A 26,538-nucleotide genomic window follows, 5' to 3' on the forward strand; every position below is an offset into this window, starting at 1 on the left:
CTCCGCGTGCAAGGACGTCATCGCATTTGACGGCTTGGCGATGCCGGACCCTACCGGCGTGCGCGAGCCGATCGCGCTCGCCGATGCAGCATCAGTAGCGGATCGTCTCGCCCGGCAGCGGCGGCGTCGTCACCGGCAGCCGCAGTGCGCGCGTGCGCTGCTCAAATGCATAGCCGAGTGCCAGCAGGCGCGGCTCGCTGAAGGCCGGGCCGAAGAACGACAGGCCCACCGGCAAGCCGCCGCTGGTGAAGCCGGCGGGCACGATCAAGTCTGGAAAGCCGGTCAGGTTGGCGAGGTTGGTCGCCGAGCCGTTGCCGGCGGTGGCCGTTGCGCCGGCCGGTGCTTCGGCTTCGATCTTGGCGGGACGCTTCGGCGAGGTCGGGTAGACGATCGCATCGAGACGGTTGCCGTCGATGATGCCGTTGACGACGCGGCGGATCATCGGCAGACCGTGTTCGATGACGGCCTGATATTCAGCGCCGTCGATTGCGCCGCTGGCGGCTTCCTGCTTGAACAGGTTCCAGCGTCCCTGATTGGGTACGAAGCCGTCGCGAGGCGAGGTCAGCGTGTCCGACAGCGCGATCAATTCGGCGTGCGTACGCGGATAGCCAGGCTTGAGTGTCTGCAGATAGGTCGTGATCTGCTCGCGGAACTCGGGGCGGCGCACGGCGTTGTAGAACTCGCCCTTGGTGTCGAGCAGCCACTTCGGATAACGCACGTCGACGATCGTTGCACCGGCCGCCTTCATCGCAGCCAGCGAGGCTTCGACGACCCAGTCGACTTCGCTGTCCTGGCCGAGGAAGTCACGCGCGACGCCGATCCGTGCGCCTTTGAGCGCGCCGGCATCGAGATGGCGCGTGTAGTCAGTCTGAAACTGTCCCTTGCTCTTTTGCGTGGCGGCGTCGGCCGGGTCCACGCCGGTCATCGTGCCGAGCGCGACGGCGACGTCGTAGACGCTGCGCGCCATCGGCCCACCGGTGTCGAAGCTCAGCGCCAGCGGAATGATGCCGTCGCGCGACAGCAACCCGTGCGTTGGCTTGAGCCCGACGATGCCGTTGGACGTCGAGGGCCCCCGGATCGAGCCGCCGGTGTCGGTGCCCATGCCCAGTGGCGCAAAGTCGGCCGCGATCGCAACGCCGGTGCCGCCGGACGAGCCCGATGGCGTGCGCGTGGTGTCGTGCGGGTTCAGGCTCTGGCCACCGAGCGAACTCATCGCGCTGCCCGATGCGAACTCCGACAGATTGACCTTGGCCAGGATGATCGCGCCGGCTTCGCGCAAGCGGCGCACCGTGTAGGCATCGTCGGGCGGGATCGAGCCCTTGAGCATGAACGAGCCACCGGTGGTCGGCAGGTCGCGCGTGTCGAAGTTGTCTTTCAGCACGACCGGAATGCCGTGCAGCGGCGAGCGTGCACCGCGCGCCTTGCGTTCGACGTCGAGCTGCCGCGCTTCGGCCAGCGCGTTCGGGTTCAGCGTGATGATCGCATTGAGCTTGGGGCCGGCCTCGTCATAGGCCTCGATCCGCTTCAAGTACAGCTGCGTCAGCTGTTCGGCGCTCAGCGTGCCGGCAGCGAAGGCCTTGTTGAAGTCGGCGATCGTCGCCGAGGTCAGCGGTACTTCGGCCGCGCGCACGCTGACCGCGTAGCTGAGTGCGAACACGGTGACCAGCACACTGCGGATCGCGGGCTTGGCTTTCATCGGGATCGATTCCATGGCGCTCACTTGGACCAGAACGGCGTTTTGTCGTTGACGAAGATCTTCTTCGGGATCATCGAGTGAATCCCTTGCGTACCGTCGACGACTTGGGTCACGCGAAAGTCGACGCCGATGCTCGACAGCGTGAACGCGCGCTTGAACTCCAGGCCTTTCAAGTCGAACAGGTAGCTGTTGGTCTGACGGATCGCCATCTGCATCGCCTTGTCCAGATCCGGGTCGAGTCCGAAGGCCATCCAGTGTGTGGGCGACTCGGCGCGCGGCGCTGCCAGCTTCATGCCCTTGTGGACGATGAACTGCAGGATCGCCGTGTTCGCCGTTTCCATGGCGCTGACGGTGACTTCGCCATCGCCTTGGCCGGCATGCGAGTCGCCGGTGTAGAACAGACCACCGGGATGAAACACCGGCAGGAACAGCGAAGTGCCAGCGATCAGATCCTTGCAGTCCAGATTGCCGCCGAACGTGCCCGGCGGGCCGCTGCGGCGATTGCTGCCTTCGCTGTCGGGCGGCAATACGCCCATGACGCCCATGAACGGGCCCAGCGGGATTTCGATACCGGGCTCGTAGATGCCGACGCGGCGCGCCAGATCGAGTTTGACCGTATGCGAGTAGGGCTCAGGCACGTCGTCCGGAATACCGCCGCGACCGGGTCGCGTGGACACGGTGGCATACGGGATGCGCGGCTCCACCGACAGAATCCGCACTTCGATCGCATCGCCGGGCATCGCACCCGCGACCGCGATCGGACCCACCAGCAAGTGCCCGCTGTCGATGCCGGCGTAGCGCGTGGCCTCCTTCAGCACCTTGTCGGTTTCCCTCAGCGCGCTGGCCTGGTCCGGCGTCAGCGTGATGCCTTCCTCGCGTGCCCAGACCAGCGGGTCCTTGTCCTGCCAGCGTCCCCCGCCACCGCCGTCGATGCGTACCGTGGCGCCGGATGCGACCGTCAGGATCGGCTTCTTCTGCGCAGGGAAGTTGCCGACGGCGACATTCTCGGGCGTCAGCTTCACGTGATGCTGATACGGTGGTGTCGCCGCTGCAGCGGCCGTGGTGATCATCAGCAACGCAGCAGCGAAAGCAGTCTTGGCAAGCATGGCAGGTCCAATGGAAGCGGTCTGTTGCTTGGACGGCTTGCGTTGATCAAACCCCACCTGCCGATGCGCATCCGTCGTGGTGCTGCAACAAAAAAAGGCCCGGCGCTGCGACGAGGTCGCAGGGCCGGGCCTTACCGCTATTGCGCGTGACCAGCGCGGCGCTACTACGGCTCGCCGGCAACCGGTGGGAATGCCGGCGGCGGCTTGCGGTGATGCGTCGCGGCTTCGTAGGCCGAGGCCACCTTCAGCAACGTCGCTTCTTCGCCAGGGCCGGCCCAGAACGCGATGTTGTACGGCAGCGGGCTCTTCAGCACGGTCGGCTTGGTGCCAGCGACGGTTTCATACTGCATGCCGTCCTTGCTGAGCACGAAGCTGGGCTCGTAGATGGTATCGGCGAAGCCGGCCGGCACATGGGCTTCCGGAATGCCGAGGCGTGCGCCATAGCCAAAGCCGGCGCGCAGTTCGCGATTCGGCTCGGCAGCGCCACCGATCTTGGCCGGCAGCGTCGACAGCGGCGGGTTGACGAACACGTCGATCTTGTTCTGCTCCAGCACCTTCATCATCACCATCCGCATCGAATCGCGGCGCTTCATCGTGTACGTGGTGTCGTAGGTGCGGCTGTCCATTTCCTTGTTGCCCCAGTTGGTCATCGCGGCGGTTTTGGCGGCCGTGAAGTACTGGGCGTTCTGGTTCAGCGTCTTCCAGTCCTTGATCGTCGCGTCGCCGCGCAGCGCCAGGTACTGCTCCATCTGGAATGCGAACGTGTAGCCGCTGATCGTGTCGTCGGTGTCGGGCGGGTTGCCCATGATGCGGCGCAGGTTCAAGTTGGCCGGCCACGGTGCCTTATGCGCCGAGGCCGCAACCAGATACGCGCGGCTGGTCACGTCGTAGCCAGGCACGCCGAACTCCGGCGTGCCGTCGGCCTTCTTCCACGACAGAATCTCGGGCATGTGGAACGGCAGCACTTCGGCCATCGCGTCTTGGAAGCCGAACGTGACGTTCGGAATCGACGGATCGTCCGGGTACTGCGGATCGACCGTTTCAACCAGCTCGGCGCCGAGCGCTTGCAGCACTTTGAGCTCGCGGTTGATGCCGTCGATGATCGGGCCGTCGCTCGGTGCGTGCTTGACCATCAGCTCGCGAACCACGCCGATACGCATGCCGGCCAGCGGCTTGCTCTTGCCTGCCGGCGTCAGCGCCGCTGTGTACGGCGTCTTGGACGCGATCACGCGCGGCAACGCGGTGTACGGGTCGCGTGCGTCGAAGAACCCGGTCTTCGGATCGCGGAAAGCATCAAGCACGACGGCCGCATCGGCCACCGACTTGCAGTTGATGCCGGGGCGATCCTGGTACGGATTGGCGCCGATGCCGCCGCCGTAGCTGATGATGCCCTTGGTCGGCACGATGTTGACGACACCGTTGTGCGTGCCCGGGTTGCGGCAAGAGCCGCCCGTGGTTTCGCAGATCGAGCACATCACCAGATTGGCTGCCACCGACGTGCCGGAGCCGCCGCTGGAGCCGCCGGTTTCACGCTCGGTGTCGTAGGGGTTGCAGGTGGTGCCGCCCCAGGTTTCGCGTGCGCCGCCGGTGCCGATCGACGCCAGCTTGGGCTTGGCGTCGCCGCCTGGATCGCCGCTGCCGCCGTTGTATTCGCTGTTGAGCGCGTGCGCGTAGATGATCGCGCCGGCTTTGCGCATCCGCGCGACCAGCGTGGAATCTTCCGGCGCGGCGTCCATCGCGTACTTGGCGTCGGCACCACCGGTGGAGCGCATGTCCTTGGCGTCATAGACCGCCTTGAACGACATCGGTACGCAGTACAGCGGCATCGACGCGGTGTCGATGTTCTTGCCGAACAGCTTGTCGAGTTCGGCCGCGCGTTCGAGCGCGTCAGGTAGCTTGCGGAAGGCTTCGCAGGGCGCCGGCGCATCGGCCGGCAACGGGCCGGTCGACGGATGCGCGTCGAACTTGCCTTTGCAGGTCACCGAGCGTTCGCCACGAATGTTCAGCGTGTCCAGGCCGTTGATGCCGCCCGCATTCGGGATGCCGGCGACGATGCCGAACTGCTGCTGCACGCTAGGATCGGACAGCGTCGGCTGCATGTGACCGTAGTCGAGCGCCTTGCCTTTGTAGCGGTCGAAGTCCGGCACCAGCTTGTTGATCGCCTTGGTCTGCGTCGGGAACTTGACGACGCTGCCGCCGCGCTGTGGACCATAGGCCTGCGCGATCGGCTTGCCGTCGGCGGTGACCGGTTGCGTGCAAAAGCCGTTGTAGGCCTTGGCGCGCGCGACATAGGCCTGGACGACTTGGGTACACGTCGTCTCACCGGCGCGCAGCGCCGCGTGCAATTGTTCGATCGAGGTTTCTTCGAGGTGGAACTTGCCGGGCGTGCCGGCCGCCGGTGTGGCCCCGGCCCACATCGCAGTCAAGGTGAGTACAGCGGTTTGGACCAGCTTGCGCGCGTGCATGAACATCTCCCTTAGAGCTGCCTCAGCGGGCAGCGGTATCGGTTCTGACGACGCGGCGGCGGCGCCCCCTACGCCGGGTCGATCAGTGGCGCTTCGCGCAGGCGCGGCAGCGGCTCATGAAAGCGTAGCAAGCGTCCGGCATTGATCAGCACCAGCAGGCTGCTCAGGTGTTGTAGCAAGGCGGCGACGATCGCGCCCGCGCTGCCGAGTAGGCCGAATGCAGCGGCGGCGACGATGCCCAGCGTCCACAACAAACCGAGTGCGACATTGGCCAGCAAGCTGCGACGGCATTGACGGCTGAGCCGTACGCAGGTGCCGAGTCGTCGCAAGTCACTGCCGATCAGCACGACATCGGCCGAGGCCAGCGCGATGTCGGCGCCGCCGGCACCCATCGCGACACCGACGACGCCAGCCTTCAGCGCCAGCGAATCATTGATGCCATCGCCGACGACCATCGGCCGCAAGCCTTGTGCGATCTGGCGTGTCACGCAGTCGAGCTTGTGCTCGGGTAGCGCTTCGGCTTGCACGTCGTGAATGCCGAGCTGCGCGGCGATGCGCTCGGCGACGCTGCGACGATCGCCGGTCAGTACCTGTTGCCGCAGCAAGCCCAGCGAGCGCAGATCGGCCATCGCGAGCGCCGCTTCGGGTCGCAGCGTGTCGGCCATCAGTAGCCAGCCGAGAAAGCGGCCGCCGAGTGCGACACCGGCGATCGGCCCGTCGTGCGCGGGCACCGCGCCGGTGTCGATGCCGTGGCGCGCGAACAGCTCGGGTCGGCCCAGTAGGGCTTCGGTCCCGTCGGCGCTTTGTGCGACGACGCCAAGGCCAGGTGACTCGTGGACCGACGTCAGCGCCATGCGCTGTTCCGGCGGGCACAGCATGGCCAGCGCGCGGCTGACCGGATGACTGCTGACGCTGCCCAGGCTCGCAGCCCAGCGATGCAGGTCCTCATGCGTGATCGTCGCGGCCACGCACTGCGATTGCTGCAAGCGCAGCCGTCCCAGCGTCAGCGTGCCGGTCTTGTCGATGATCAGCGAGCCGGTGTCGGCCAGCTGTTCCAGAAACGCCGAGCCGCGAATCAGGATGCCGTGGCGCGCAGCGGCGGCGATGCCGGCGATCGCCGTGGCCGGCGCCGACAAGGCCAGCGCGCTGGGGCAGGCGGCGACCAGCACGGCGAGCATCGCGTTGGCGTTCTGCGTGCTGAAGTAGGTGACGGCCGCGATCAGCAGCACCAGCACCAGGTAGGCCTGGGCGTGGCGTTCCAGCAGCCGCGTGATCGGCGGCTTGGATCGCTCGGCTTGCTGCATCAGCGCGATCACTTTGCCCAATGTCGACTCGCGGCCGGTGCGCGTCACTTCGACCCGCAGCCAGCCGTCGAGGTTGATCGCGCCACCGTAGATGTCGCTGCCGGCGCTGGCGTCCACCGGCACCGACTCGCCGGTGATCGGCGCCGTGTCGAGACTGGCGCGGCCGTCGATAACGCGGCCGTCGGCCGGCACGCGATCGCCGGCGCGAATCTCGACCCGATCGCCGGCTTTCAGCAGCCGGTTGTCGATGTCGACGACGGTGCCGTCGGCTTCGATGCGCCGTGCACGGCTTTGTGTCAGCCGGCTCAAGGCCGCGATGGCGTCGTGGGATCCGATCACGCTGCGCTCTTCGAGGACGTGGCCGAAGATCATCACGATCGGCAGCAGCACCGCGGTGACCAGATCGCCGGTGGCCCAGGCGGCGATCATCGCCAGCGCGGTCAGCTGGTTGCTGATGCCGCGCAGCTCGGCGCTACGCAGGCTGCGCCACGCTGCTTTCAGCACCGGCGCACCGACCAGCAAGGCAGCAGCGCCGAGCAGCAACTGCGCGACGCCGGCTTGTTGTGGCGCGACGCTGCCCCAAGCCAAGCCCAGACCGAACAAGCCCAGCGCGCTCATCGCCAGCGTCAGCTGGCGTGCAGCGCGGCCTTGCTCGGCCGGCGTCAGCATCGTGTCGCCGCGGCCGCTGCTCATGGTGCGGCCCCGGGTAGCAGCAGGTGCGCATCGTCGCGCGGGTTCAGCATCGTCACCGAGCCCGCCTGCGCCAGTACCTTGGCGATACGTTCGCGATAGACGCGCTGCAGCAGCCCCGGATCGACGCCGTCGCGCTGCGCTTGTGACAGCTGCTGCACCGCTGCCGTGTCGCTGCGCGCTTGTGCCAGCCGTTCGGATGCGCTGGCCTGAGCGGCTTGCAGCAGCCGGTCCGCTGCCTGTGTCGCCTGCTGCAGCGTCCAGGCGGCGTCGTTGCGCGCGTCGGCGATGTTGCGCTCGGCTTGCTGGCTGGCCGTCAGCACGGCATTGAACGCGCCGACGGCGGCCGGCGGCAGCGCCGATTGCAGATCGATGCGGACCACGCGGATGCCCAGGCCCGCGCCTTGCCGTTGCAAGGCATCGAGCCGCGCATTGATGCGATCGACCAGTTCGCTGCGCAGCCGCTCGCGCTCGCCGGCTGCGACGCGATTGCGCTCATCGGCAACCAGCTCGGGCCGGGCGACCAGAATCGTGTCCAGATCACGCGCCGCGCAGGTCTGCAGCGCGGTGTGCGTGACGATGCGGTCCAGCGCGGCCGCGACATGCGACTGCTGCAAGGCATAGCGGCGCGCATCGCTGACCTGGTAATACGCACTGATCGACATCTGCACGATGCCGGCATCGCCGGTCAGCAGATAACCCGAGCCCGCCAGTGCATCGTCCAGCGGCGCCGCATCGTCGTCGTCCTCGGGCGACATCTCGGCGGCGTGTGCCGCTGCCGACCGCTGCAGGCCGCTGATCGGCTGCTCGATCACGCTCTCGCTCGACGGCAGTAGCGTGACCGTTTCCAGCGGCGCTGGCAGCGCCCACAGCAGTCCGGCGCTGCGGACGCGATCGATCGCGCCGAGTCGCGTGACGACAGCCGTGTGCTGCGCGTCGATCTGCCTAAGGTTCGATGTCGCCCAGCGCAAGCCGGCGAGCAAGGTCACTGCGTATAGCGCCAGCAGCGCGAGCCGCCCCGCCTCGATCCAGTGCGCGGCGGGACTGTGACGGATGTCGGTGGCCGTCGCGGCGGCGTTCATTTGCCTGCAGCGGCGGCAGGGCCGTCGATCAGCACGCGGAATGGCGCAGCGTCGGTGCGCAGCACCAAGCGTGTGCCGGGCGTGACCAGCGTGCCGAGTGTGTCGAGCGAGCGCAGCAGTTTGTACAGCTCGGGCGAACCGGCGTAGGCGCGGCCGTAGATTGCGGCGGCCTCGACGCGCGACTGCGCTTCGATATCGGCCGCCTTGATCTGGGCATCGGCCTGGATCACGCGTGCATCGCGCTCGGCGGCGCTGCGGATCTCGGCCGCCTGACGCTTGCCGACCGCAGTGCGCTCGGTGGCGATCGTGTCGCGCTCAGCGCGCATGCGGTCGACGGTCGCGGCCAGCGTCACGCTCGGCAGCGTCAGCCGCTCGATGCCGACCTGGACCACTTGCAGGCCGTAGGTCTTCAGCAGCGTCGGCTCGATGCTGGCGGCCAGACGCGACTCGAAGCGGTCGATCTGCACTTGCGTGGCATCGGTGTTGACCAGCTGCGACAAGTCGAAGCCGCTGGCCGTGGTTTCCAGCGCGCTGCCGACGAAGCTGCGGATTTGCCGGGCGGCCTCGTCCGGCTGGTTCTGTACGGCGCGCATGAAGCGCTGGATCGCATCGGCATCGGATGCCACCTTCCACGCGACATAGGCCTGCACGATGATCCGCAAACCGTCTCGCGTGCCGGCGTCCTGCAAGCCGCTCGATGTCGTGCGCAGCCTCAGGTCGACCGGTACCGCGCTTTCAAACGGCGCGGGTATCCGCCACGCCAGCCCCGGCTGCAGCAGCACGCGTGCCGGGTTGCCGAAGCGGGTGATCACCGTGGCTTCGCCGGATCGCACTTGCACCAGGCTGGCGGTGGCCGCAGCGAAGGCCAGCAGCAAGCTCGCCACCATCAGGCGTCGACGCGGCAACGGTGTCGGCGTGGCGGCGATGTCGTCTGCGACGCCGGATGCGGGCACGCCGCTCGGGTCGGTCGTGGAGTCGGTCATGGGGTGGTTGCCGTCGGGGCGTTGTAAGCGCGCAAGTCGATCGTCGGCGCCGCGGTGCCGGCACCGCCGATCCGGTGATCGATCAGCAGCAGCGAGGCGCCTTTCAAGCCCTGCGACAGCTGGCTCAGATACTGTTCGAGCACGAACGCCGGTCCGGCGCTGCGCGCCGCTTGTTGTTCGGCCGCAAAGCGCGTCTGCGTCGCTTGCGCGGTGGCCAGGGCTTCGCGTGCGCCGGCGCTGGCGCGGTCGACCCGCATCGCCGCTTGCAGTTGCGCTTCGTTGCTCTCTTCGGCGGCACGGCCGCGCTCGCGCGCGATCGCCGCTTGCGACTTGATCAGCGCCGCTTGCACGCCGTGATACGCATTGGCAGCACCCGCCGGTGGATGGATCTGTTCGACCAAGGTCGCCAGCAGTTCGACGCCGCTGTCGACGGCGTCGAGTTCGGCCTGGATGCGCGCACCCAGGTCACGCGCCAGCGCTTCGCGCCGCGTATCCAGCACATGGTCCAGCGTCAGTGACGCAAAGTGTTCGACCAGCACGCGGCCGGCCGTGCTGCGGATCAGCGCGGGCAGGTCGTCGCTGTTGTAGGTGGCGGCCAGCGCCGACGCATCGTCGAGGCCGATCCGGTAGATCAGGCGCACGTCCATGTTCACGACTTGAAAGCTCTGACGCTCGCCGGCGAGGCTGGCGATCACCTGCGATTTCTCACTGATGTGGGCGGCGTCCCACAGCCGGTTCGCTGCGGCTGGCGCCGGGTCTTCGGCGGCACTGGTGTCGAGCTCGTCATCGTCGTTGCTGCCGACGATCGTCGCCAGCGCATGGACGCTGCCGTTCTCGACGGGGCGTCGTCGTGACAGCGGCCACGGCAGCGTCAGATGCAGGCCGGGGCCAAGTACGGCGACCGGCTGGCCGAAGCGTTCGTGGATCGCGCGGCCGTCGATCGGCACTTCGTAGACACTGCTCAGCAGCCAGCCCGCCAGCAGCACGACACCGGCCACCGGCAGCAGCGCGCGGCGCATATAGCCGAAGGCCCAGTTGTGCCGCAGATCGATGCCCAGTCGCGTACGCAGTTCGTCGCCGATCTGGCGCAGCGGACGCGGTGGCCATTGCAGCAGCCGCGCAATCGCGGAGTCGATCGCCAGCGCCGGCTCGACGCTGCCACGGTGGTGGACCAGCAGCGATAGCAGTCGCCGCAGCAGCAATTCGGCCGTGACCACGGCCGGCAATACGCACAACGCGGCAGCGGCGTAGGCCGAGCCGGCGGCCGGTGCGCTGCGCCAAGCCAGCAGCAAGCCCGCTCCGGGCAGCAAGCTCAGCAGCGCCAACCGCAGCATCGGCGCCAACGCGGATGCTTCCGGCGATTCGTCGAATGTTTGCTGCGCGGTCGCGCGTTCGAGTACCAGCAGCACGAAGGCCAGCAGCACGCACAGTCCGGCACCGGCCATTGCGTACCGCCCCAGTATCGGTGCCGCCAAGCGCCCGTCGAGGCTGCCCTGCAGTGTGGGCAGCAGCACGCATGCCGCCAGCAGCAGCGCGCCGATCTGCAGGCCGGAGCGCATCGCGTTGCTGCGCGCGCAGCGCTGCGCGTTTTCTATAAGCGCTCGCCATGCAGCGCGCAGCCGCGCGCGCCAAGATCGGCCAGTTGCCGCGTCGGCCGCCGTGTCGCTTGTCGGCGTCGGCGGCGCTGGATAGAGCGCGGCGTGGCGCCATGCCGCGACCGTGGATGCAGCATGCAAGCCCAGCGCGACGATCAGCAGCGCAGTGCCTTGCGCGGCCAGCCAGGTCCGCAGCAGCGTGTCGCTGCGCGTGCTGGCTAACAGCGCCAGCGTCGCGGCGACGGCGATCGACATCGCTTGCCAGCGCAGCCGCTGGTGCTGACGGCCGGCGTTCTGGAAGCGGCGTTGCTCCGACAGCGTCGCAAGCGGCGGCGTGTCGTCCAGATCGATGCGCGCAAGCGTGCTCATCGGCAGCGACGGCGCAGCCTAGGGCTCGTCCTTCAGCGGACCGAACGCGCTGGGCGGCTTGCGCCCCTGGTTCACCGCTTCGAACGCGGCGGCGATCTTGATCAGCAACGGCTCGTCGAACGGCCGTGCCGCAAAGTCGATACCGACCGGCAGCACCGCTTTGACCGGGCCGATGAGCCGCGTGTGGTCGTCGCCGGGCAGCCGGCTTTCCCCGCCGCCACCCCCACCGCTACGGCCCCAGGCGGACTCGGGCGTCTTCGGCGCGCTAGGGTCGCGGATCAAATCCCAGGTTTCGGTCGTGAAGCCGGCCGGCACCGTGATCACCGGAAAGCCCTGCGCGCCCATGAACGTCCACACGCCACCGCTGCTGCGTCCATTGACCGGCGGTCCGCCCGGCGCGCCGAGTTTGGTCGGCGGCAGATTGCTGGTCGGATAGACCAGCGCATCGAGTCGCTGCTCGGCCATGCATTGCAGGATCACCTGCTGCACCGAGAAGCGCAGCAGCAAGCGTTCGCCCATGTTCAGTTCGGTCGCTTTCTCGACGTTTTCGCGGCCTTTACGCCGATCAGGGAACGTCGGGTCTTCGTGGAAGCGCGCGTGAGTGATCAAGTCGGCGTTGGTTTTGATCTTCGCGTCGCCGCGCTGGCGCAGGTACAAGTCGATGAAGTACTTGCTCTGACCATCGCCGGTGGCGCTGCCGAATTCGCGCAGCGTCAGCTCCTGCGGCACTTGCGACGGGTCCATCGCCATGTCGATCAGCTTGGCCGTGTGGTCGGACGTCGGCTTGCCGTGCTCGTCGACCGGGAAGCGGTCGGCGAAGCGCTTGGTGAACAGCTTGTTGCTGTCTTGCGGCGCGTAGCGGCGGATGCAGGCGCCGAGCAGATCGCCTTCGACGCCTGGGTCGACGATCGTCGCGCCCAGACCTTTGAGCTTGCCGATGCCCTGGTCGACGATATCGATGGTCTGTTCGTCGGCTTTCGTGAACAGTCGCTTGTTCATGTACTCGCGCAGCACGCCGATGCGGATGCCGTCGAGACGTTGCGGCGTGGCGTAATGCAGATAGGGCTCGCGCGGCATGCGGCCGATGCTGAACGCGGTCAGTTCGTCCTTGGGGTCGTAGCCGGCGATCACGTCGAGCACGCGCGCCGCATCGGCGACCGTGCGGCAGATCGGCCCGACGCGGGTGTTGATGCCGATCTGCACCATGCCCTTGCGGCTGACCAGTTCTTCGGTGCCGGCGATGCCGACCGCGCTGGCGGCGCTGGCCGGGCCGCGGATCGACGAGCCGGATTCTTCGGCGATCGCGCACATCACCAGATTGGCGCCGACCGCGCTGCCAGAGCCGGAACTGCTGCCGCGCGGGCTGCGCTCGGTATCGTACGGATTGCAGAACGTGCCGCCGTAGGAGCTGCGCGGAATGCCCGACGCGTACTCGCCCAGATTGGACTTGGCGATGATGATCGCGCCGGCAGCGCGCAGGCGCTCGACATGCGTGGAATCCTCGGGCGGACGATCGTTGGCATAGGCCACGTCGGCGCCGCTGGTGGTGCGCATGTCGAAGGTGTCGTACTGGTCCTTGATTGCCATCACCACGCCGTGCAGCGGCCCGACCAGCTTGCCGGTGCGCGCGAACGCGGCGTCTTGCGCGGCCGCCACTTCGAGCGCGTCGGGCATGTTTGGATTGGCGTCGACTGCGTCGGTCAGGCTGCGCGCCTTGCGCTCGTCGAAGCCCCATTGCTTGAGCGCCTTGGGCCGCAGATTCAGCGTCACCAGCGCATTGATCTGGCCGGCATCGGCGATCGTCGTGATCGGCCCGAGGATGCCCTTGGGCTGGCTGACGCAAGTGCCGTTGTAGGCCTTGATGCGCTTCAGATACAGCTCCACCAGCCGCGTCGACGTGATCTGCTTGTTCAGGATCGCCTGCTGCACCTGCGGGATCGTGGCTTCTTCCAAGTGGAACGCGGCCTGCGCCGGCGCGCTGGCGGCGAGCGACGACAAGCCGAGTGCCAGGCTCAGCGCTGCGCTCAGGCTCAGCGGTCTTAGGGTCGTGATGCGTGGGCTCATGCGGGTCATCCAGAGACGCGTGCGGGGCAGGGAACAGCGGTGCTTGCAGTCGAGTGGCGTCAGCCGCAGGCGGTTGAGGCATCCTCGGCGGGCCATGTGCTCGTATGGCACCTGACTTGAAGACGGCGGGCGGCGCCCTGGCCCCTACCCAACGCCGTCGCTGCGGCGCCAGCGGCGTTCAGCGGCGCTGTGCGCAGAATGCGAACCCTTTTGATTCGATGCGGAGACCCACGATGATCCAGACCTTGCATCGCCGGCTGCCGGCGCTGATCGCGAGCAGCGGCTTGACGCTGTTGTTGCTCGGCTGCGGTGGCGCCGCGCGACTGACCGAAGATGCCGGCATCGGCCCGAGCCCGCAGTTGCCGCCGCCGCAGGCTTCACTGCTGCCGACCGTGCACATCGCCAAGGCGATCGGCTGGCCAGCCGGCGCCAAGCCGCAGCCCGGTCCGGGTTTGAGCGTCGCGGCCTTTGCCGATGGCTTGGACCATCCACGCTGGTTGTACCGGCTGCCCGATGGCGGCGTGCTGGTGGCCGAAACCAACTCACCGTCCAGGCCCGACGACGACGCCGGCATCAAGGGCAAGGTGGCCAAGCTGGTGATGAAGCGTGCCGGTGCCGGCGTGCCCAGTGCCAATCGGATCACGCTGCTGCGCGACACCGACGGCGACGGTGTCGCCGACCAGCGCAGCGTCTATCTGCAAGGCCTGAATTCACCGCTGGGCATGGCGCTGGTCGGCAACGAATTGTTCGTCGCTAACACCGATGCTGTGGTCGCGTTTCCGTACGTGCCGGGCGCCACGCAGATCAGCGCCGCGCCGCGCAAGCTGGTCGATCTGCCGGCCGGCACGCGCAACTACCACTGGACCAAGAACCTGATCGCCAGCGCCGATGGCCGCAAGCTGTATGTCGCGGTTGGCTCCAACAGCAACGTCGCCGAAAACGGCCTCGAAGCCGAACGCGGGCGCGCCGCGATCTGGGAAGTGGACATTGCCAGCGGCGCGCATCGGATCTACGCCAGCGGATTGCGCAACCCGGTTGGCATGGCCTGGGAACCGGACAGCGGCGCGCTGTGGACCTCGGTCAACGAGCGCGACGAGATCGGCAGCGATCTGGTGCCCGACTACATGACGTCGGTCAAAGACGGCGGCTTCTACGGCTGGCCGTACAGCTACTACGGCCAGAACATCGACGAGCGCGTGCAACCGCCGCAGGGCGACCGCATTGCGCGCGCACTGGTGCCCGACTACGCGCTGGGCCCGCACACGGCCTCGCTGGGTTTGGCCGCTGCACGAGGTAACGCGCTGCCGTCGGTGTACGCCAACGGCATGTTCGTCGGCCAGCATGGCTCGTGGAACCGCAAGCCGCGCAGCGGCTACAAGGTGATCTTCGTTCCGTTTGCCGGCGGTATGCCGGTCGGCAAGCCGGTCGAAGTGCTGACCGGCTTTGTCAGCGCCGACGGTGAAGCCTACGGCCGGCCGGTTGGTGTCGCGCTCGATGCCAGTGGTGCCTTGCTGGTGGCCGATGATGTCGGCAATACGGTTTGGCGCGTGACCGCCGCTAGAGCGGTGGCGGGAATACGTTAAGCTTTCGAGCGATTCACCCCCTCGACCGCGTACACATCAAAGGAAGATCATGTCGTCGAACTCATCCCAACCCAGCGTGCCCTGGGCCCTGATCGCCGCCCTGCTGGTCGGCTTCATCGCCGGCTACGCCGTCAACGACTGGCGTCACTCCAAGGATCAGCGCAGCTTCTCGATCCGGCTGCCGGACCGCGACTAGGCGCTCGATCGTCGTCGGCAATGGACGGCCGACGACGACGTGGCGAAGGCTGGCCTGACCGACTGCGCGTTCGAGTGCAACCAACGTGCAGCGATCGGGCCGATTCAACAAAAAGCCGCTGCTTTCGAAGCGGCTTTTTGTATCGGCAAGCCGCATGGCGCTGATCGGCGCGCGCCACCTGCGCGCTGCGCATGCTCAGGCCTTCACGCCTGATTCAGTGCGCCGACAAAACACTGCGGGCTGACCTGACGCTGGCGGACGGATCCGCCTCTCCCATGGACAAGGCGCAATGGCGGCAGCGCGGCAAATGGCTGCTGTCGGTGGTGTTTCTGCTGGCGGTGATCTGGATCGTCATCGATCGCGGCCGCGAACTGGACTGGCAGGAAATCGGCGAGGCCTTGCGTGCCTACCGCTTCGGCACGATCGCCTCGTCGCTGGCGTTGGCCTTGCTGGCGTACTGGGCGTGCAGCGCCTACGACCTGCTGTCGCGTCACTACGTGCGCCACGACATTCCAACGCCGACGGTGCTGGCGATCGCGTTCGTCAGCTATGCGGTCAACTTGAATGTCGGCGCCTTGCTCGGCGGCTTGGGGTTTCGCTACCGGCTCTATTCGCGCTACGGACTGCCGACCGCGCAGACCACGCAGATCATCGGCTTGTCGGTGTTGACCAACTGGGCTGGCTTCATCCTGCTGGCCGGGTTGGTGCTGCTGATCGCGCCGCCGCCGCTGCAGGCGTCCTGGCATCTGGGGCGCGCTGCCTTGCAGGGCGCCGGCGTGCTGGCGCTGGGTGTGGTCGCGGCGTATCTGGTGTTTTGCGCCGCGTTTCACGGCCGTCGTCGCCGCTGGCGCGGCGTCGATCTTCAATGCCCGTCGCTGCCGTTTGCGGGCCTGCAACTGGCCTTGTCCAGCGTAACCTGGCTGGCCGCATCGGCGTCGGTGTTCCTGCTGTTGCCGTCGTCGGTGCCGTTCGCAGCCGCGATGGTCGCGTTCATGGCCAGCGGCCTGGGCGGCTTGATCGTGCGGCTGCCGGCCGGCATCGGCGTGCTCGAAGGTACGTTCATCGCGCTGCTCGGCGGCAGCGTCGGCCACGGCCGGCTGATGGCGGCGCTGCTGGCGTTTCGCGCGGTGTACTACATCATCCCGCTGGTGGCGGCGCTGTTGCTGCATCTGGCGCTGGAGATGCGCGCGCGTCGTCACGGGCTGGCCGCCACGTCGTAGTCGGCACGGCTACGGCCGGCGTTCACGATCGATTCACCACGGCTCAACAGACTGCCGGCACACTGATCAAGCCGCTCCGGCCCCGCTCCTTGCTAGGGCCACGGGGCGCGTCGTCTTGCCCCCTTTCATGACCCAAGGATGCCCATGGCCACCGAAACCCCGACTGCCGCTGCCGCTCCCGCCCACAAGCCGCCGGTGATCGGCCTGGCGCTCGGCAGCGGGTCGGCGCGCGGCTGGGCGCATCTGGGCGTGATCGAGGGCCTGGAAGAGATCGGCGTGCAGCCGCAAGTGGTCGCCGGCACGTCGATTGGCGCGCTGGTCGGCGCGGTCTACGTGTCGGGGCAGCTGGCCGAGTTCAGCGAATGGGTGCAGAAGCTCAGCTCGCGCGACGTGTTCAACCTGCTCGACTTCACGCTGTCGGGCGGCATGGTCAAGGGCCAGAAGCTGTTCGGGTTCTTCGAGGAGGTGCACAAGAACCCGCTGATTGAATCGCTGGACCGGCGCTATTGCAGTGTCGCCACCGACATGAAGTCCGGCCGCGAAATCTGGATCACCAAGGGGCCGATCCTGCCGGCCGCGCGCGCATCCTGCGCGATACCGGGCATCTTCTCGCCGGTGAAGTTCGAGGATCGCTGGATGCTCGACGGCGGCTTGGTCAACCCGGTGCCAGTGTCGGCGGCGCGCGCACTCGGCGCCGACATCGTGATCGCGGTCAATCTGAATGCGCAGCTGGTCGGCGCGCATGTGTCGCGCGCGGCGCAGGTCGAATCCGACATCGCCGAGCCGGTGCCCAAGGTCGAGCGCAGTTTCTGGCAGCGCGCTGGCGAGTACTTCACCAGCAGCACCAGCGACAGCCCAAGCTTCTTCGATGTCGTCGCCAGCAGCGTCAACATCATGCAGGACCGGATCACGCGCAGCCGCATGGCCGGTGATCCGCCCGAAGTGACGCTGGTGCCGATGCTCGAAGACTTTGCGCTGATGGACTTTCACCGCGCGCGCGAAGCGATCCGCGAAGGGCGCCGCCTGGTCGAGGCCAATGCCGATGCGATTCGCGCCTGGGCCGGCATCAGTTCGCCGGCCGTGCGGCCTCCAGCCAACACCGGTGCGGCGCCCGACGGCGTCGCACCCGCCGCTGCTCAGTCCAAGTAGCGGCAGCCGGTGATCCGCTCGGACTCGGCCCACAGCCGCGCCGCCAAGGCCGCGTCACGCGCTTCGGGCCGCATCTGCGCCGGCTTGGGCGCGCCACGCAGTTCCTTGTAGCCGCCGGGTCCGATGTAGTCGCCGCCGCGCACGCTGGGCGCCGTGGCCGCGTACAGCGCCGGCAGCGCGCCGTCGCCGGCCGGCTGCGCAAACAGCCGCGTCGCCAATCGCAGCCAAAAGCCGCCAGTGTCCGGATTGGTATTGCTGTAGCCCGGATGTGCCGTGGCGGCGATCACCGGTGAGCCGGCGCGTTGCAACCTGCGGTTCAACTCGTTGGTGAACAGCAGCGCCGCCAGCTTGCTCGACCCGTAGGCTTCCATCGGCTTGTAGGCGCGACGCTGGAACAGCGGATCGTCGAGGTTCAAGCCGGGCGTCAGCTTGTGCGCGAGGCTGGCCATGCCGATCACGCGCGCGGCGGGCGCCGCTTGCAGCGACGGCAGCAGCAGGCCGGTCAACAGAAACGGCGCGTAGTGGTTGATGCCGATATGCCGTTCCAGCCCGTCCTGCGTCGTCGCCAGCGGCACCAGGATCGCAGCGCCGTTGTGGATCAGCAGATCGATGCGCGGATAGCGCGCGGCGATCGCCGCCCCGGCGCGTCGCACCGAATCCAGCGAGTCCAGGTCGATCGGAATCGACACATCAAGCTGCGCTTGCGGATGCCGCGCGGTGATCGCAGCGGCCGCGTCGCGCGCCCGCTGCGCATCGCGACAGGCCATAACGACCGTCGCGCCGCTGGCGGCCAGCGCCTCGCTGATCTGAAACCCGAGGCCGCGATTGGCGCCGGTGACGACGGCAATACGGCCGTGCTGAGACGGCAGGTCCGCCAGGGTCCAGGTCGCTGCCATCTTCCTCACCACCGGGTTGGATCGAGTGGCGAGACTAGTCGTCGCGTGGCGGCGGCTCATCGACCGAACGAACGAGACGCGCGCCGCGCGGGCCGGCCGAGTCGGCGAGGGGCTTTTAGCTCATCAGCTCGAACGGTCCGCCTTTTTCCAGCGCGCGCTGGTAGGCCGGGCGCGCCTGGATGCGCTTCACGAACGCGGCGATGTTGGGCATCGAACTGCCACCCGCGCGCGCACTGGCCGCTTCCAGCGGAAAGCTCATCTGCACGTCGGCGGCGCTGAGCTGGTCGCCGACGAACCAGGTGCGGCCGTTGAGTTCGCGCTCGACATAGCCCAAGTGCAGCTTCAGCTGCGGATTGATGAAGGCCTGGTTCAGGCCGTTGACGACGCCCTTGGCCACGGGCCGGACCAGCAGCGGCGCCTTGCGACCGACGACGCCGACGACCAGCTTCATCACCAGCAGCGGCATCAGCGAGCCTTCGGCGTAATGCAGCCAGAACCGGTAGCGCAGAAACTCGGGCGTGCCGCGCGCGGGTGCCAGCCGGCCCTCGCCGTAGGTGTCGAGCAGGTACTCGATGATCGCGCCGGATTCGGCGACCGTGATCGTCTCGCCGGCGGCCGTGACATCGGTGATCAGCGGCGACTTGCCCAGCGGATGGATCGCCTTGAGTTCCGGCGGCGCCATCATCGTCTTGGCATCGCGCTGGTAGCGCTTGATCTGGTAGGGCACGCCCAATTCTTCCAGCAGCCACAGGATGCGCTGCGATCGTGAATTGTTCAGATGGTGGACGGTCAGCATGCGATCTCCCGATGGTCGTTATGGTCTTCCAGCGGCCAGCCGTGGGTTACGGCGGCGGTGCCCTGGATACGCACACGGTATCAGCGCGGTTGCAGCCGTGTGCATTCATCGCGCCCTTGGGCCTGCTACCGAACCTCGATTGCGCAGCCAAGCGGTCCAGGGCTGGCGTGCCTCGGTGTCAGTCGTGGATCGACACTGTGTATTCGCACCGTCGCTGAAGCGGCGCCGACGATCGCGTGCCTGCGCGGCCGCAGCGCCAGACGCGCTTGTGACCGTGGCGCCGCCGCTGACGGCCGCCGTTGCCGATGCTCAGGGCAAGCTCGTATCGCCGGGCGTGGTTTCGGCGGGTGGTGCCGATGCGGAGTGCGCTTGCTGATAGCGCTGCTCGCGCTGCTGTTCGCGCTGTTCAACAGCCTTGCGGATCTGCTGCAGATTCTCGCGGACGATATCGGCGACCAGTTGATCGGCGCGCGGGTCTTCCAGCAGATCGCTGCCGACGCGCAGCACCGCGTCAATCACCGCTTGGACGATCGTGTTGTAGAACGGCAGCTTCGACAGGCGGCCGGTTTGCGTGTCTTCGCGCAGCTTGTCCATCACCAGCTCGCGCAGCGCGTCGTGCTGGCGCGACAGCGAGCGCGCCAGATTGCGCGTGTAGGTGCCCTTGTACAGCACTTGCTCGACTTCGCCGATCACCGCCAGCGTGACTTGCCCGCTGATCTCGTCGACCAGCGACTGCTTGAAGCGCCGCATCAGCCGATGCGTGGCCATGTCGCCGAACAGCCGGTCGCCGATGATGCCGAGCCGCGAGATGACAATCACCACGCGCACCAGCCGGAACGCGCGCAGCGCCGGCTGTTGCAGCGGGATCATGCCGATGATCTCGTACCAGTTGTGCAGCACGTACTGCCGCGTCCAGCCGGCGCGGCGCCAGCGCCAGACGAAGTCACAAGCGAAGGCTGCGCAGATCGCGATGTCGATGCGCTGGATCAGCACGCGCTGTTCGTCGGTCGGCGCACCGACCCAGTCCCAGATCAGCAGCGACAGCGAGCCCAGCGCCAACACCAGCATCAACGCGTCGGCCAGCGGCAGGCGCTTCAAGTACGACACCATCGACTCCCCCTTGTCTGCTCTGTCGTCGCACGACGACGTATCGTGCCGCAGCGCGCTCAGTAACCGGCCGCCTGTCCGTCTTTGCGCGATTCGCTGGCGCCGTAATAGACGCCGCTGCCGGTATCGCGCGCGATTGCTTGATAACCGCCGTAGTCGCCGATACCCCAGCCGACCGCGTGGCCGCGATTGCGCAGTTCGCGCACCGCTTCGAGTGCAAAGCCGGATTCCAGATACACCTGGCCACCGTCGCTCATCGTCTCGCCGGTCGGCTCGCTGGAGCCGGTGTGGTAGATCCGCGGCGCATCGCCGGCTTCCTGCAGGTTCATGCCGAAGTCGACCAGGTTGCTGACGATCTGCGCATGGCCTTGCGGCTGCATGTCGCCGCCCATGACGCCGAAGCTGACCCAGGGCTTGCCGTCCTTGGTGATGAACGCCGGGATGATCGTCTGGAACGGCCGCTTACCGGGCGCGTAGGTGTTGGCCTCGCCGTCCTTCAGCGAAAACAGCTCGCCGCGATCCTGCAGGATGAAGCCGAGCCCCGGTGGCGCCATGCCCGAGCCCATGCCGCGATAGTTGGACTGGATCAGCGACACCATCATGCCGCTGGCATCGGCCGTGGTCAGGTAGATCGTGTCGCCTTGATGCAGCGCTGGATTGCCGGCATCGACACGCGGGGCGGCCTTGCGGCCGACCAGCTTGCGACGCTCGGCGGCATAGGCCTTCGACAACAAGCCCGCGATCGGCATCGTCTGCACGAACGCCGGGTCGGCGTAGTAACGAGCGCGATCCTCGAACGCCAGCTTCTTGGTTTCGATGAAGGTATGCAGATGCTCGGCGCTGCCGAAGCCCATCGCCTTCAGGTCATAGCCTTCGAGCAGGTTCAGCATCTGCAACGCGGTCAGGCCCTGGCTGTTCGGTGGTAGCTCCCAGACCTCGTAGCCGCGATAGTTCGTCGACAGCGGCTGCACCCACTCGCTACGGTGCGCGGCAAGGTCGTCGTAAGACAGATAACCGCCTTGCGCCTTGATGTAATCGCCGATCGTGCGCGCGATCGCGCCGCGATAGAACGCATCGCGACCGCCGCTTGCGATCTGCTCCAGCGTGCGCGCCAGGTTCGGGTTCTTCCAGATCTCGCCCTTGCGCGGTGCGTGGCCATCGAGGGTGAACTGCTCCTTGAAGCCCGGGTACGGCGACAGCAGCGGCACCGAGCGGTCCCAGTAGTAGGCGATCAACTCGGTCATCGGGAAGCCGTCGCGTGCGTAGCCGATCGCCGGCGCCAGCACGCGGCGCATCGGCAGCTTGCCGAAACGCGCATGCAGTTCGAACCAGCCATCGACGCAGCCCGGCACGCTGACCGGCAGTGGCCCGCGCGGCGGAATATGCGTCAGCCCGCGACCGCGCAGTTCGGCCAGCGTCAGTGACTGCGGCGAGCGCCCGCTGCCGTTCAAGCCGTACAGCCGCTGCGTCTTCGGGTCCCAGACGATCGCGAACAAGTCGCCGCCAATGCCGTTGCCGGTGGGCTCCATCAAGCCCAGTGCCGCGTTGGCGGCGATCGCGGCGTCCACCGCGGTACCACCGGCCTTGAGGATGTCGAGCGCCACTTGCGTCGCCAGCGGCTGGCTGGTCGCGGCCATGCCGTGCGTGGCCAGCACTTCGCTGCGGGTTGCGAACGCGTGGCCGGTGACGCGGTCGGCGGCCGTCGCCTCGCGGGCGACGCAGGTCAGCAGCGCGAAGGCGGCCAGCAGCGCGCCGGTGCGCAGCGGGGCGGGGAACAGCAGGCGGTGCGGACGGACCATCGGACGGGCTCGATCAAGGGCGGTGACAGCATCGGGCGATCTGAGCATATTGCAAGGCTCAAGTCTTCCTTTGACGCCCGCGATGGCTTGAGTACAGTGCGCGACCCGAAACCGTCTTGATCACCTCGTGCTCGACTCCCGGACCCTATCGCCTTCGACTTGGACAGTGGCCGTTCGGCTCGGCTTGCTGCCGTCGATGCTGTGGCTGCTGTCGCCGTCCGCGGTCGCGCAGTCGGCCGAGTCCGAAGCGCCGCTGACGACGATCCCGGTCGCCTCCAGCGAGCCGCCCGCCGAGGCACCGCTGCAGCGTGATCGCGATGCGCCGGTGCTGCTGGAAGAAGTGATCGTGACCGCGCGCAAGCGTGAAGAGCGACTGCAGGATGTGCCGGTGTCGGTCGCCGCGTTTTCGGCCGAGCAGCTCGACGCGCGCGGCATCGTCAGCGTGCGCGACCTGGGAACGTCGGTGCCCGGCCTGCAGTTCACGGATCTGGCCGGCTACAACCTGATCTATCTGCGCGGCGTCGGCACCGATGCGTTCGTGCCCTCGGCTGATCCGAGCGTGGCAACCTATCTCGACGGCGTGTACTTCCCGTCGGGACACAGCGTGGTGCAGTCCTTCGGTGCGCTCGAACGCATCGAGGTGCTCAAGGGCCCGCAGGGCACGCTGTTCGGCCGCAACTCGACCGGCGGCGCGATCAGCATCGTCACCAAGACGCCGGACCAGCAGCAGGAGAATTCGCTGCAGGCCAGCTACGGTCGCTTCAACGACAGCAAGACGCGCCTGTATACGACGATCCCGTTGACCGACGAGCTGTCGACCAGCGTGTCGGTGTTCTACAACCGCGCTGACAACTACTACCGGATCGATAACGGACGCGACACGCAGCTGCCGACCGAGATCGGCAAAGGTGCGCGACTGCGCGCGGCGTTCACGCCGACCGACGATTTCAGCCTGGTGCTGACCGGCATGCTGATGCAGCAGAGCGGTACCAGCTCGACCACGTCGGTCAACACGCAGCCCAGTGCGATTCTCGGTGCGTCGATTCCGGCCGAGACGCGCGAGTACGTCGTCACTGCCGATTCCGAGCCGTCGCTACGCACGACCACGGCTGCGTACTACGGTAATGCCACCTGGCAGTTACCGCTGCTCGACATCAAGCTGCTCGGCAGCCACTACTACGTCAATGCCGACGACTACGTCTACGACTTTGACGGATCGAGCCAGGGCATCGCCACCTACGGCGCCGATAGCGAATACCAGACCATCGACACCGGCGAGCTGCAGTTCAGCAGCAACGCCGGCACGCCGGGCGCCAGCTGGCTCAAGTGGGTCGGTGGCGTTTATTACCTGCGCAGCGAAGGCGGCTACGACCCGGGTTATCTGACGCTGACCAACATCGGCCTTCCGGTGATCGGCAACTTGGTCGATCGGCTGCCGGCACCGCTGCAGAACCTGCTCGGCGGCGTGCCGTCGCTGGAGTCGCTGCGCTTCAACTTCACCGGCCTGATCGGCGCCGAATCCTGGTCGGGCTATACGCAGGCCACGGCCAGCGTGACCGACTGGTTCGACATCACGCTCGGTGGCCGCTACCAGACCGAGAAGCGCACGCTGATCCGCTCCGACGTCGGGCTGAACAATCTCGGCGGCGGCTTGAGCACGGTCGTGTCGTTTGCGCCGCGCAGCGCGCGCGTCGACAACTTCTCGCCGAAGGTGTCGCTGGATTTTCGCCCGGCAGACGATCTGCTGCTGTACGCCTCGTTCCAGCAGGGCTTCAAGAGCGCGACCTACAACATCATCAACATCTACACGCCGCCCGATTACATCGAGCCGGAGAAAGTCGAAAGCCTGGAAGCCGGCATCAAGTCCGACTGGTTCGACCGGCGGCTGCGCATCAACGGCGCCGTGTTCCAGAACAACATCCGCAATCTGCAGACCGGCTTCGTGTCGTTCACGACCGGTGGTGCGATCAACTTCGAGAACGCGGGCCGGGCGCGCATCCGCGGCGCCGAAGTCGACATCACGACCGCGCCGCTGCGCGAATGGAACCCCGGCCTGGTGCTGACGGCCGGTGGGTCCTGGCTCAAGGCGATCTACACCGATTATCAGAACGGCAGCGGCTACGACGAGCAGACCGGGCTTGCGTTCACCAACGGCGACTTCACTGGCAACCGGATCGTGCGCACGCCCAAGTTCAGCGGCAGCGCCGGCATCAGCCAGACGCTGGACGTTGGTGATGGTGAGCTGGAGCTGGCGGGCAACTACTACTACAACTCGGGCTACTTCTATCTGGCGCAGAACTCGCCGGTGTCGTTCGAAGGCCACTACGACCTGATCAGCGCACGTCTGAGTTACCTGTACCGACCGTGGCAGCTGAAGCTGACGCTGTTTGGCGACAACCTCGGCGACACCCGTTACAACCTGGCGCAGTTCCACACCGACTTCGGCCGCGAAGACACGCTGGCGCCGCCGATCACCTACGGCCTGCGGCTGAACTGGGACTTTTAAGCGGCCGGCCGGACTGATCTGCTAGCCTCTGCTCCCTACGACATGGACGTCTGGGGGACAGGGTGGATCAAGGTAGTCAATCCGAGCGCGTCGCCGAGCCGCTGCCGCGCGTTTCCACCGGGATCTTCGGGCTCGACAACATTCTCGAAGGCGGCTTCGTCCCCGGTGCCGTCTACATCGTCCAAGGCACGCCGGGTGCCGGCAAGACGATTCTGTCGAACCAGTTCTGCTTCCACCGCGTCGTTCAGGGCGAGAAGGTGCTGTATGTGACCTTGCTGGCCGAATCGCACTCGCGTCTGATGCAGCATTTGAGCTCGATGAGCTTCTATGACGCCAGTCGCGTGCCGGACTCGGTGTTCTACGTCAGCGGCTTCGACGACCTGCAAAATGAAGGGCTGCAAGGCATTTTGCGGCTGCTCAACAGCGAAAGCACTCGCCTTAATGCCACGACGATCGTCGTCGACGGCTTGTTCGTGCTCGAAGAAAGCGTGGCGTCCGAGCGCGAGTTCCGGCAGTTCATCAATCATCTTTCGAGCTTGGCGTCGCTGCTGGGCAGCACGATCCTGCTGCTGACCAACAGCCGTCGCGGTCCGACCAGCCCCGAGTTCACGATGGTCGATGGCTGGATCGAGATCGGCATGATGACGCTCGATTATCGAAGCTATCGCTACCTTCAGGTGCACAAGTTTCGCGGCAGCGGCTTCGTGCTGGGCCGCCACATGGCGCTGGTCGGCAACGATGGCTTTCGCGTACTGCCGAGGCTGGAGACGGTGACGGGCCTTGCGCCGAACAACGGCAGCGACGCGCCCCCGTTGTCGAGCGGTGTCGTCGAACTGGACCGGATGCTGCACGGCGGGCTGCCACATGGTTCGAGCACCTTGGTGCTCGGGCCCACCGGCATCGGCAAGACCACGCTCGGGCTGCAGTTTGTCGCCGAGGCAACGCCCGAGCAGCCCGGCCTGATTTTTTCGTTCTACGAGACGCCGGCGCGGATCGCGCGCAAGGCGGCCGGCGTCGGCTTGCGCTTGGCCGAGCAGATCGAAGCCGGCAGTGTCGAAGTGTTGTGGCAGTCGCTGACCGACACCTTGCTCGACGACATCGGCTACCGGTTGCTGGGCGCGGTACGCCGGCGCGGCGTCCAGCGACTGTTCGTCGACGGCATCGATGCCATCGAGCAGTCGTCGATCTATCCGGGCCGCTTGGCGCCGTTCCTCGCTGCGCTGGCCAATGCGCTGCGCGACGAAGGCGTGACGACGATCTTCACGTCCGAAATTCCGCAGTTGGTCGGTGGCGAAGCCGAGATCGCATTCGGCGCCGTATCGGCCGTGGCCGAAAACATCATGCTGCTGCGCTACGTCGAGCTCGAAGCCTCGCTGCGCCGGGTGTTCTCGCTGGTCAAGGTCCGTGAGAGTGACTTCGACGCGTCGGTGCGCGAGCTGTCGATCACCGCGCAGGGCTTGCAGCTCAAGCCGCTGCCGGCGCCGATGGAAGGCTTGCTGACCGGACACATGACCCGTTATCCGTCATCCGTGGTCTGAATGAGCGCCTCACCGCGCCATGTGCTGCTGGTCGAGGACGAGCCCGGCACGATGACCACGGTGGCACTGCTGCTGGAGATGCTCGGCCATCGTGTCAGCCGCGCGGCCAATGGCAAGCGCGCGTTGGCGATGCTGCTGCAAGAACGTCCCGACGTCGTCGTGACCGATTACATGATGCCGCACATGAACGGGCTGGAGCTGATCGCCGCGATGAAGGCCGACGCCAGCCTGGCAACGGTGCCGATCGTGCTGACCAGTGCGGCGATGCCGGCGCATGTCGACAGCCAGGTCGCGGCCGACGCGTTCCTGCGCAAGCCCTATCGGATCGACGAGTTGACCGGCGCGATCGACCGCGCACTGCAGCGTCGCCGCACACCGCCGCCGTAGCCGGCCG

General features: G+C 67.0%; 19 protein-coding genes. 7 read left to right on the forward strand and 12 right to left on the reverse strand.

Annotated elements, in window-relative coordinates:
• Positions 1–91: 91 nt before the first annotated feature.
• The 8 genes from BUB09_RS09365 to BUB09_RS09400 all read right to left on the reverse strand — a co-directional run bounded on the left by BUB09_RS09365 (position 92) and on the right by BUB09_RS09400 (position 13,354).
• Positions 92–1,696 (reverse strand): amidase family protein, encoded by a 1,605-nt coding sequence (locus BUB09_RS09365; RefSeq protein ID WP_072897442.1) that lies wholly within the window; start codon positions 1,694–1,696, stop codon positions 92–94.
• 20 nt (positions 1,697–1,716) lie between these two features.
• Complete coding sequence (locus tag BUB09_RS09370) at positions 1,717–2,802, reverse strand: acetamidase/formamidase family protein (protein WP_072896960.1); 1,086 nt, start codon at positions 2,800–2,802, stop codon at positions 1,717–1,719.
• Positions 2,803–2,966: 164 nt separating this feature from the next.
• The gene (locus tag BUB09_RS09375) at positions 2,967–5,267 is read right to left on the reverse strand and encodes an amidase family protein (protein WP_245793219.1); all 2,301 of its coding nucleotides are present in this window, start codon (positions 5,265–5,267) and stop codon (positions 2,967–2,969) included.
• A 68-nt stretch (positions 5,268–5,335) separates the two neighbouring features.
• Entirely contained in the window at positions 5,336–7,264 is a 1,929-nt protein-coding gene (locus BUB09_RS09380) for a heavy metal translocating P-type ATPase (RefSeq protein ID WP_072896962.1), read from the reverse strand.
• The gene (gene hflK, locus BUB09_RS09385) at positions 7,261–8,343 is read right to left on the reverse strand and encodes a protease modulator HflK (RefSeq protein WP_072896963.1); all 1,083 of its coding nucleotides are present in this window, start codon (positions 8,341–8,343) and stop codon (positions 7,261–7,263) included. Before hflK (BUB09_RS09385) ends, BUB09_RS09380 begins: the two co-directional genes overlap by 4 nt.
• Complete coding sequence (gene hflC, locus BUB09_RS09390) at positions 8,340–9,326, reverse strand: protease modulator HflC (RefSeq protein ID WP_072896965.1); 987 nt, start codon at positions 9,324–9,326, stop codon at positions 8,340–8,342. The genes hflK (BUB09_RS09385) and hflC overlap by 4 nt, the downstream gene beginning before the upstream one ends.
• Entirely contained in the window at positions 9,323–11,290 is a 1,968-nt protein-coding gene (gene hflK / locus BUB09_RS09395) for a protease modulator HflK (protein WP_084083311.1), read from the reverse strand. Before hflK (BUB09_RS09395) ends, hflC begins: the two co-directional genes overlap by 4 nt.
• Before the next feature lie 18 nt (positions 11,291–11,308).
• On the reverse strand, positions 11,309–13,354 hold the full coding sequence (locus BUB09_RS09400) for an amidase (RefSeq protein WP_072897448.1): 2,046 nt from the start codon (positions 13,352–13,354) through the stop codon (positions 11,309–11,311).
• A gap of 233 nt (positions 13,355–13,587) precedes the next feature.
• On the opposite strand from BUB09_RS09400, the gene BUB09_RS09405 reads away from it, so the two are divergent.
• The 4 genes from BUB09_RS09405 (at position 13,588) to rssA (ending at position 17,502) form a co-directional block, all read left to right on the forward strand.
• Entirely contained in the window at positions 13,588–14,937 is a 1,350-nt protein-coding gene (locus BUB09_RS09405) for a PQQ-dependent sugar dehydrogenase (protein ID WP_072896966.1), read from the forward strand.
• 49 nt (positions 14,938–14,986) lie between these two features.
• Positions 14,987–15,133, forward strand: a complete 147-nt coding sequence (locus BUB09_RS17210) for a hypothetical protein (RefSeq protein WP_175550160.1) — start codon at positions 14,987–14,989, stop codon at positions 15,131–15,133.
• A 275-nt stretch (positions 15,134–15,408) separates the two neighbouring features.
• The gene (locus BUB09_RS09410; RefSeq protein WP_072896968.1) at positions 15,409–16,353 is read left to right on the forward strand and encodes a lysylphosphatidylglycerol synthase transmembrane domain-containing protein; all 945 of its coding nucleotides are present in this window, start codon (positions 15,409–15,411) and stop codon (positions 16,351–16,353) included.
• Positions 16,354–16,497: 144 nt separating this feature from the next.
• On the forward strand, positions 16,498–17,502 hold the full coding sequence (rssA, locus tag BUB09_RS09415) for a patatin-like phospholipase RssA (protein ID WP_072896969.1): 1,005 nt from the start codon (positions 16,498–16,500) through the stop codon (positions 17,500–17,502).
• Here the strand turns inward: rssA and BUB09_RS09420 are convergent.
• The 4 genes from BUB09_RS09420 to ggt form a co-directional block, all read right to left on the reverse strand.
• On the reverse strand, positions 17,490–18,398 hold the full coding sequence (locus BUB09_RS09420) for an oxidoreductase (protein WP_072896971.1): 909 nt from the start codon (positions 18,396–18,398) through the stop codon (positions 17,490–17,492). The genes rssA and BUB09_RS09420 overlap by 13 nt on opposite strands.
• A gap of 115 nt (positions 18,399–18,513) precedes the next feature.
• Positions 18,514–19,194 carry a glutathione S-transferase gene (locus BUB09_RS09425; RefSeq protein WP_072896972.1) on the reverse strand — a complete coding sequence of 227 codons (681 nt, stop codon included), beginning with the start codon at positions 19,192–19,194 and terminating at the stop codon, positions 18,514–18,516.
• A 309-nt stretch (positions 19,195–19,503) separates the two neighbouring features.
• Positions 19,504–20,304: a hypothetical protein gene (locus BUB09_RS09430; protein WP_072896974.1), complete on the reverse strand. Its 801-nt coding sequence runs from the start codon at positions 20,302–20,304 to the stop codon at positions 19,504–19,506.
• 56 nt (positions 20,305–20,360) lie between these two features.
• Positions 20,361–22,100 (reverse strand): gamma-glutamyltransferase, encoded by a 1,740-nt coding sequence (gene ggt / locus BUB09_RS09435; protein WP_084083313.1) that lies wholly within the window; start codon positions 22,098–22,100, stop codon positions 20,361–20,363.
• A gap of 166 nt (positions 22,101–22,266) precedes the next feature.
• Between ggt and BUB09_RS09440 the strand changes: the two genes are divergently transcribed.
• The 3 genes from BUB09_RS09440 (at position 22,267) to BUB09_RS09450 (ending at position 26,531) form a co-directional block, all read left to right on the forward strand.
• Entirely contained in the window at positions 22,267–24,606 is a 2,340-nt protein-coding gene (locus BUB09_RS09440) for a TonB-dependent receptor (RefSeq protein WP_245793220.1), read from the forward strand.
• A 62-nt stretch (positions 24,607–24,668) separates the two neighbouring features.
• The gene (locus BUB09_RS09445; protein ID WP_245793222.1) at positions 24,669–26,144 is read left to right on the forward strand and encodes a DUF7125 family protein; all 1,476 of its coding nucleotides are present in this window, start codon (positions 24,669–24,671) and stop codon (positions 26,142–26,144) included.
• On the forward strand, positions 26,145–26,531 hold the full coding sequence (locus BUB09_RS09450) for a response regulator (protein WP_072896975.1): 387 nt from the start codon (positions 26,145–26,147) through the stop codon (positions 26,529–26,531).
• Positions 26,532–26,538: the final 7 nt, after the last annotated feature.

The organism is Hydrocarboniphaga daqingensis, from assembly GCF_900129825.1.
Lineage (GTDB): Bacteria > Pseudomonadota > Gammaproteobacteria > Nevskiales > Nevskiaceae > Hydrocarboniphaga > Hydrocarboniphaga daqingensis.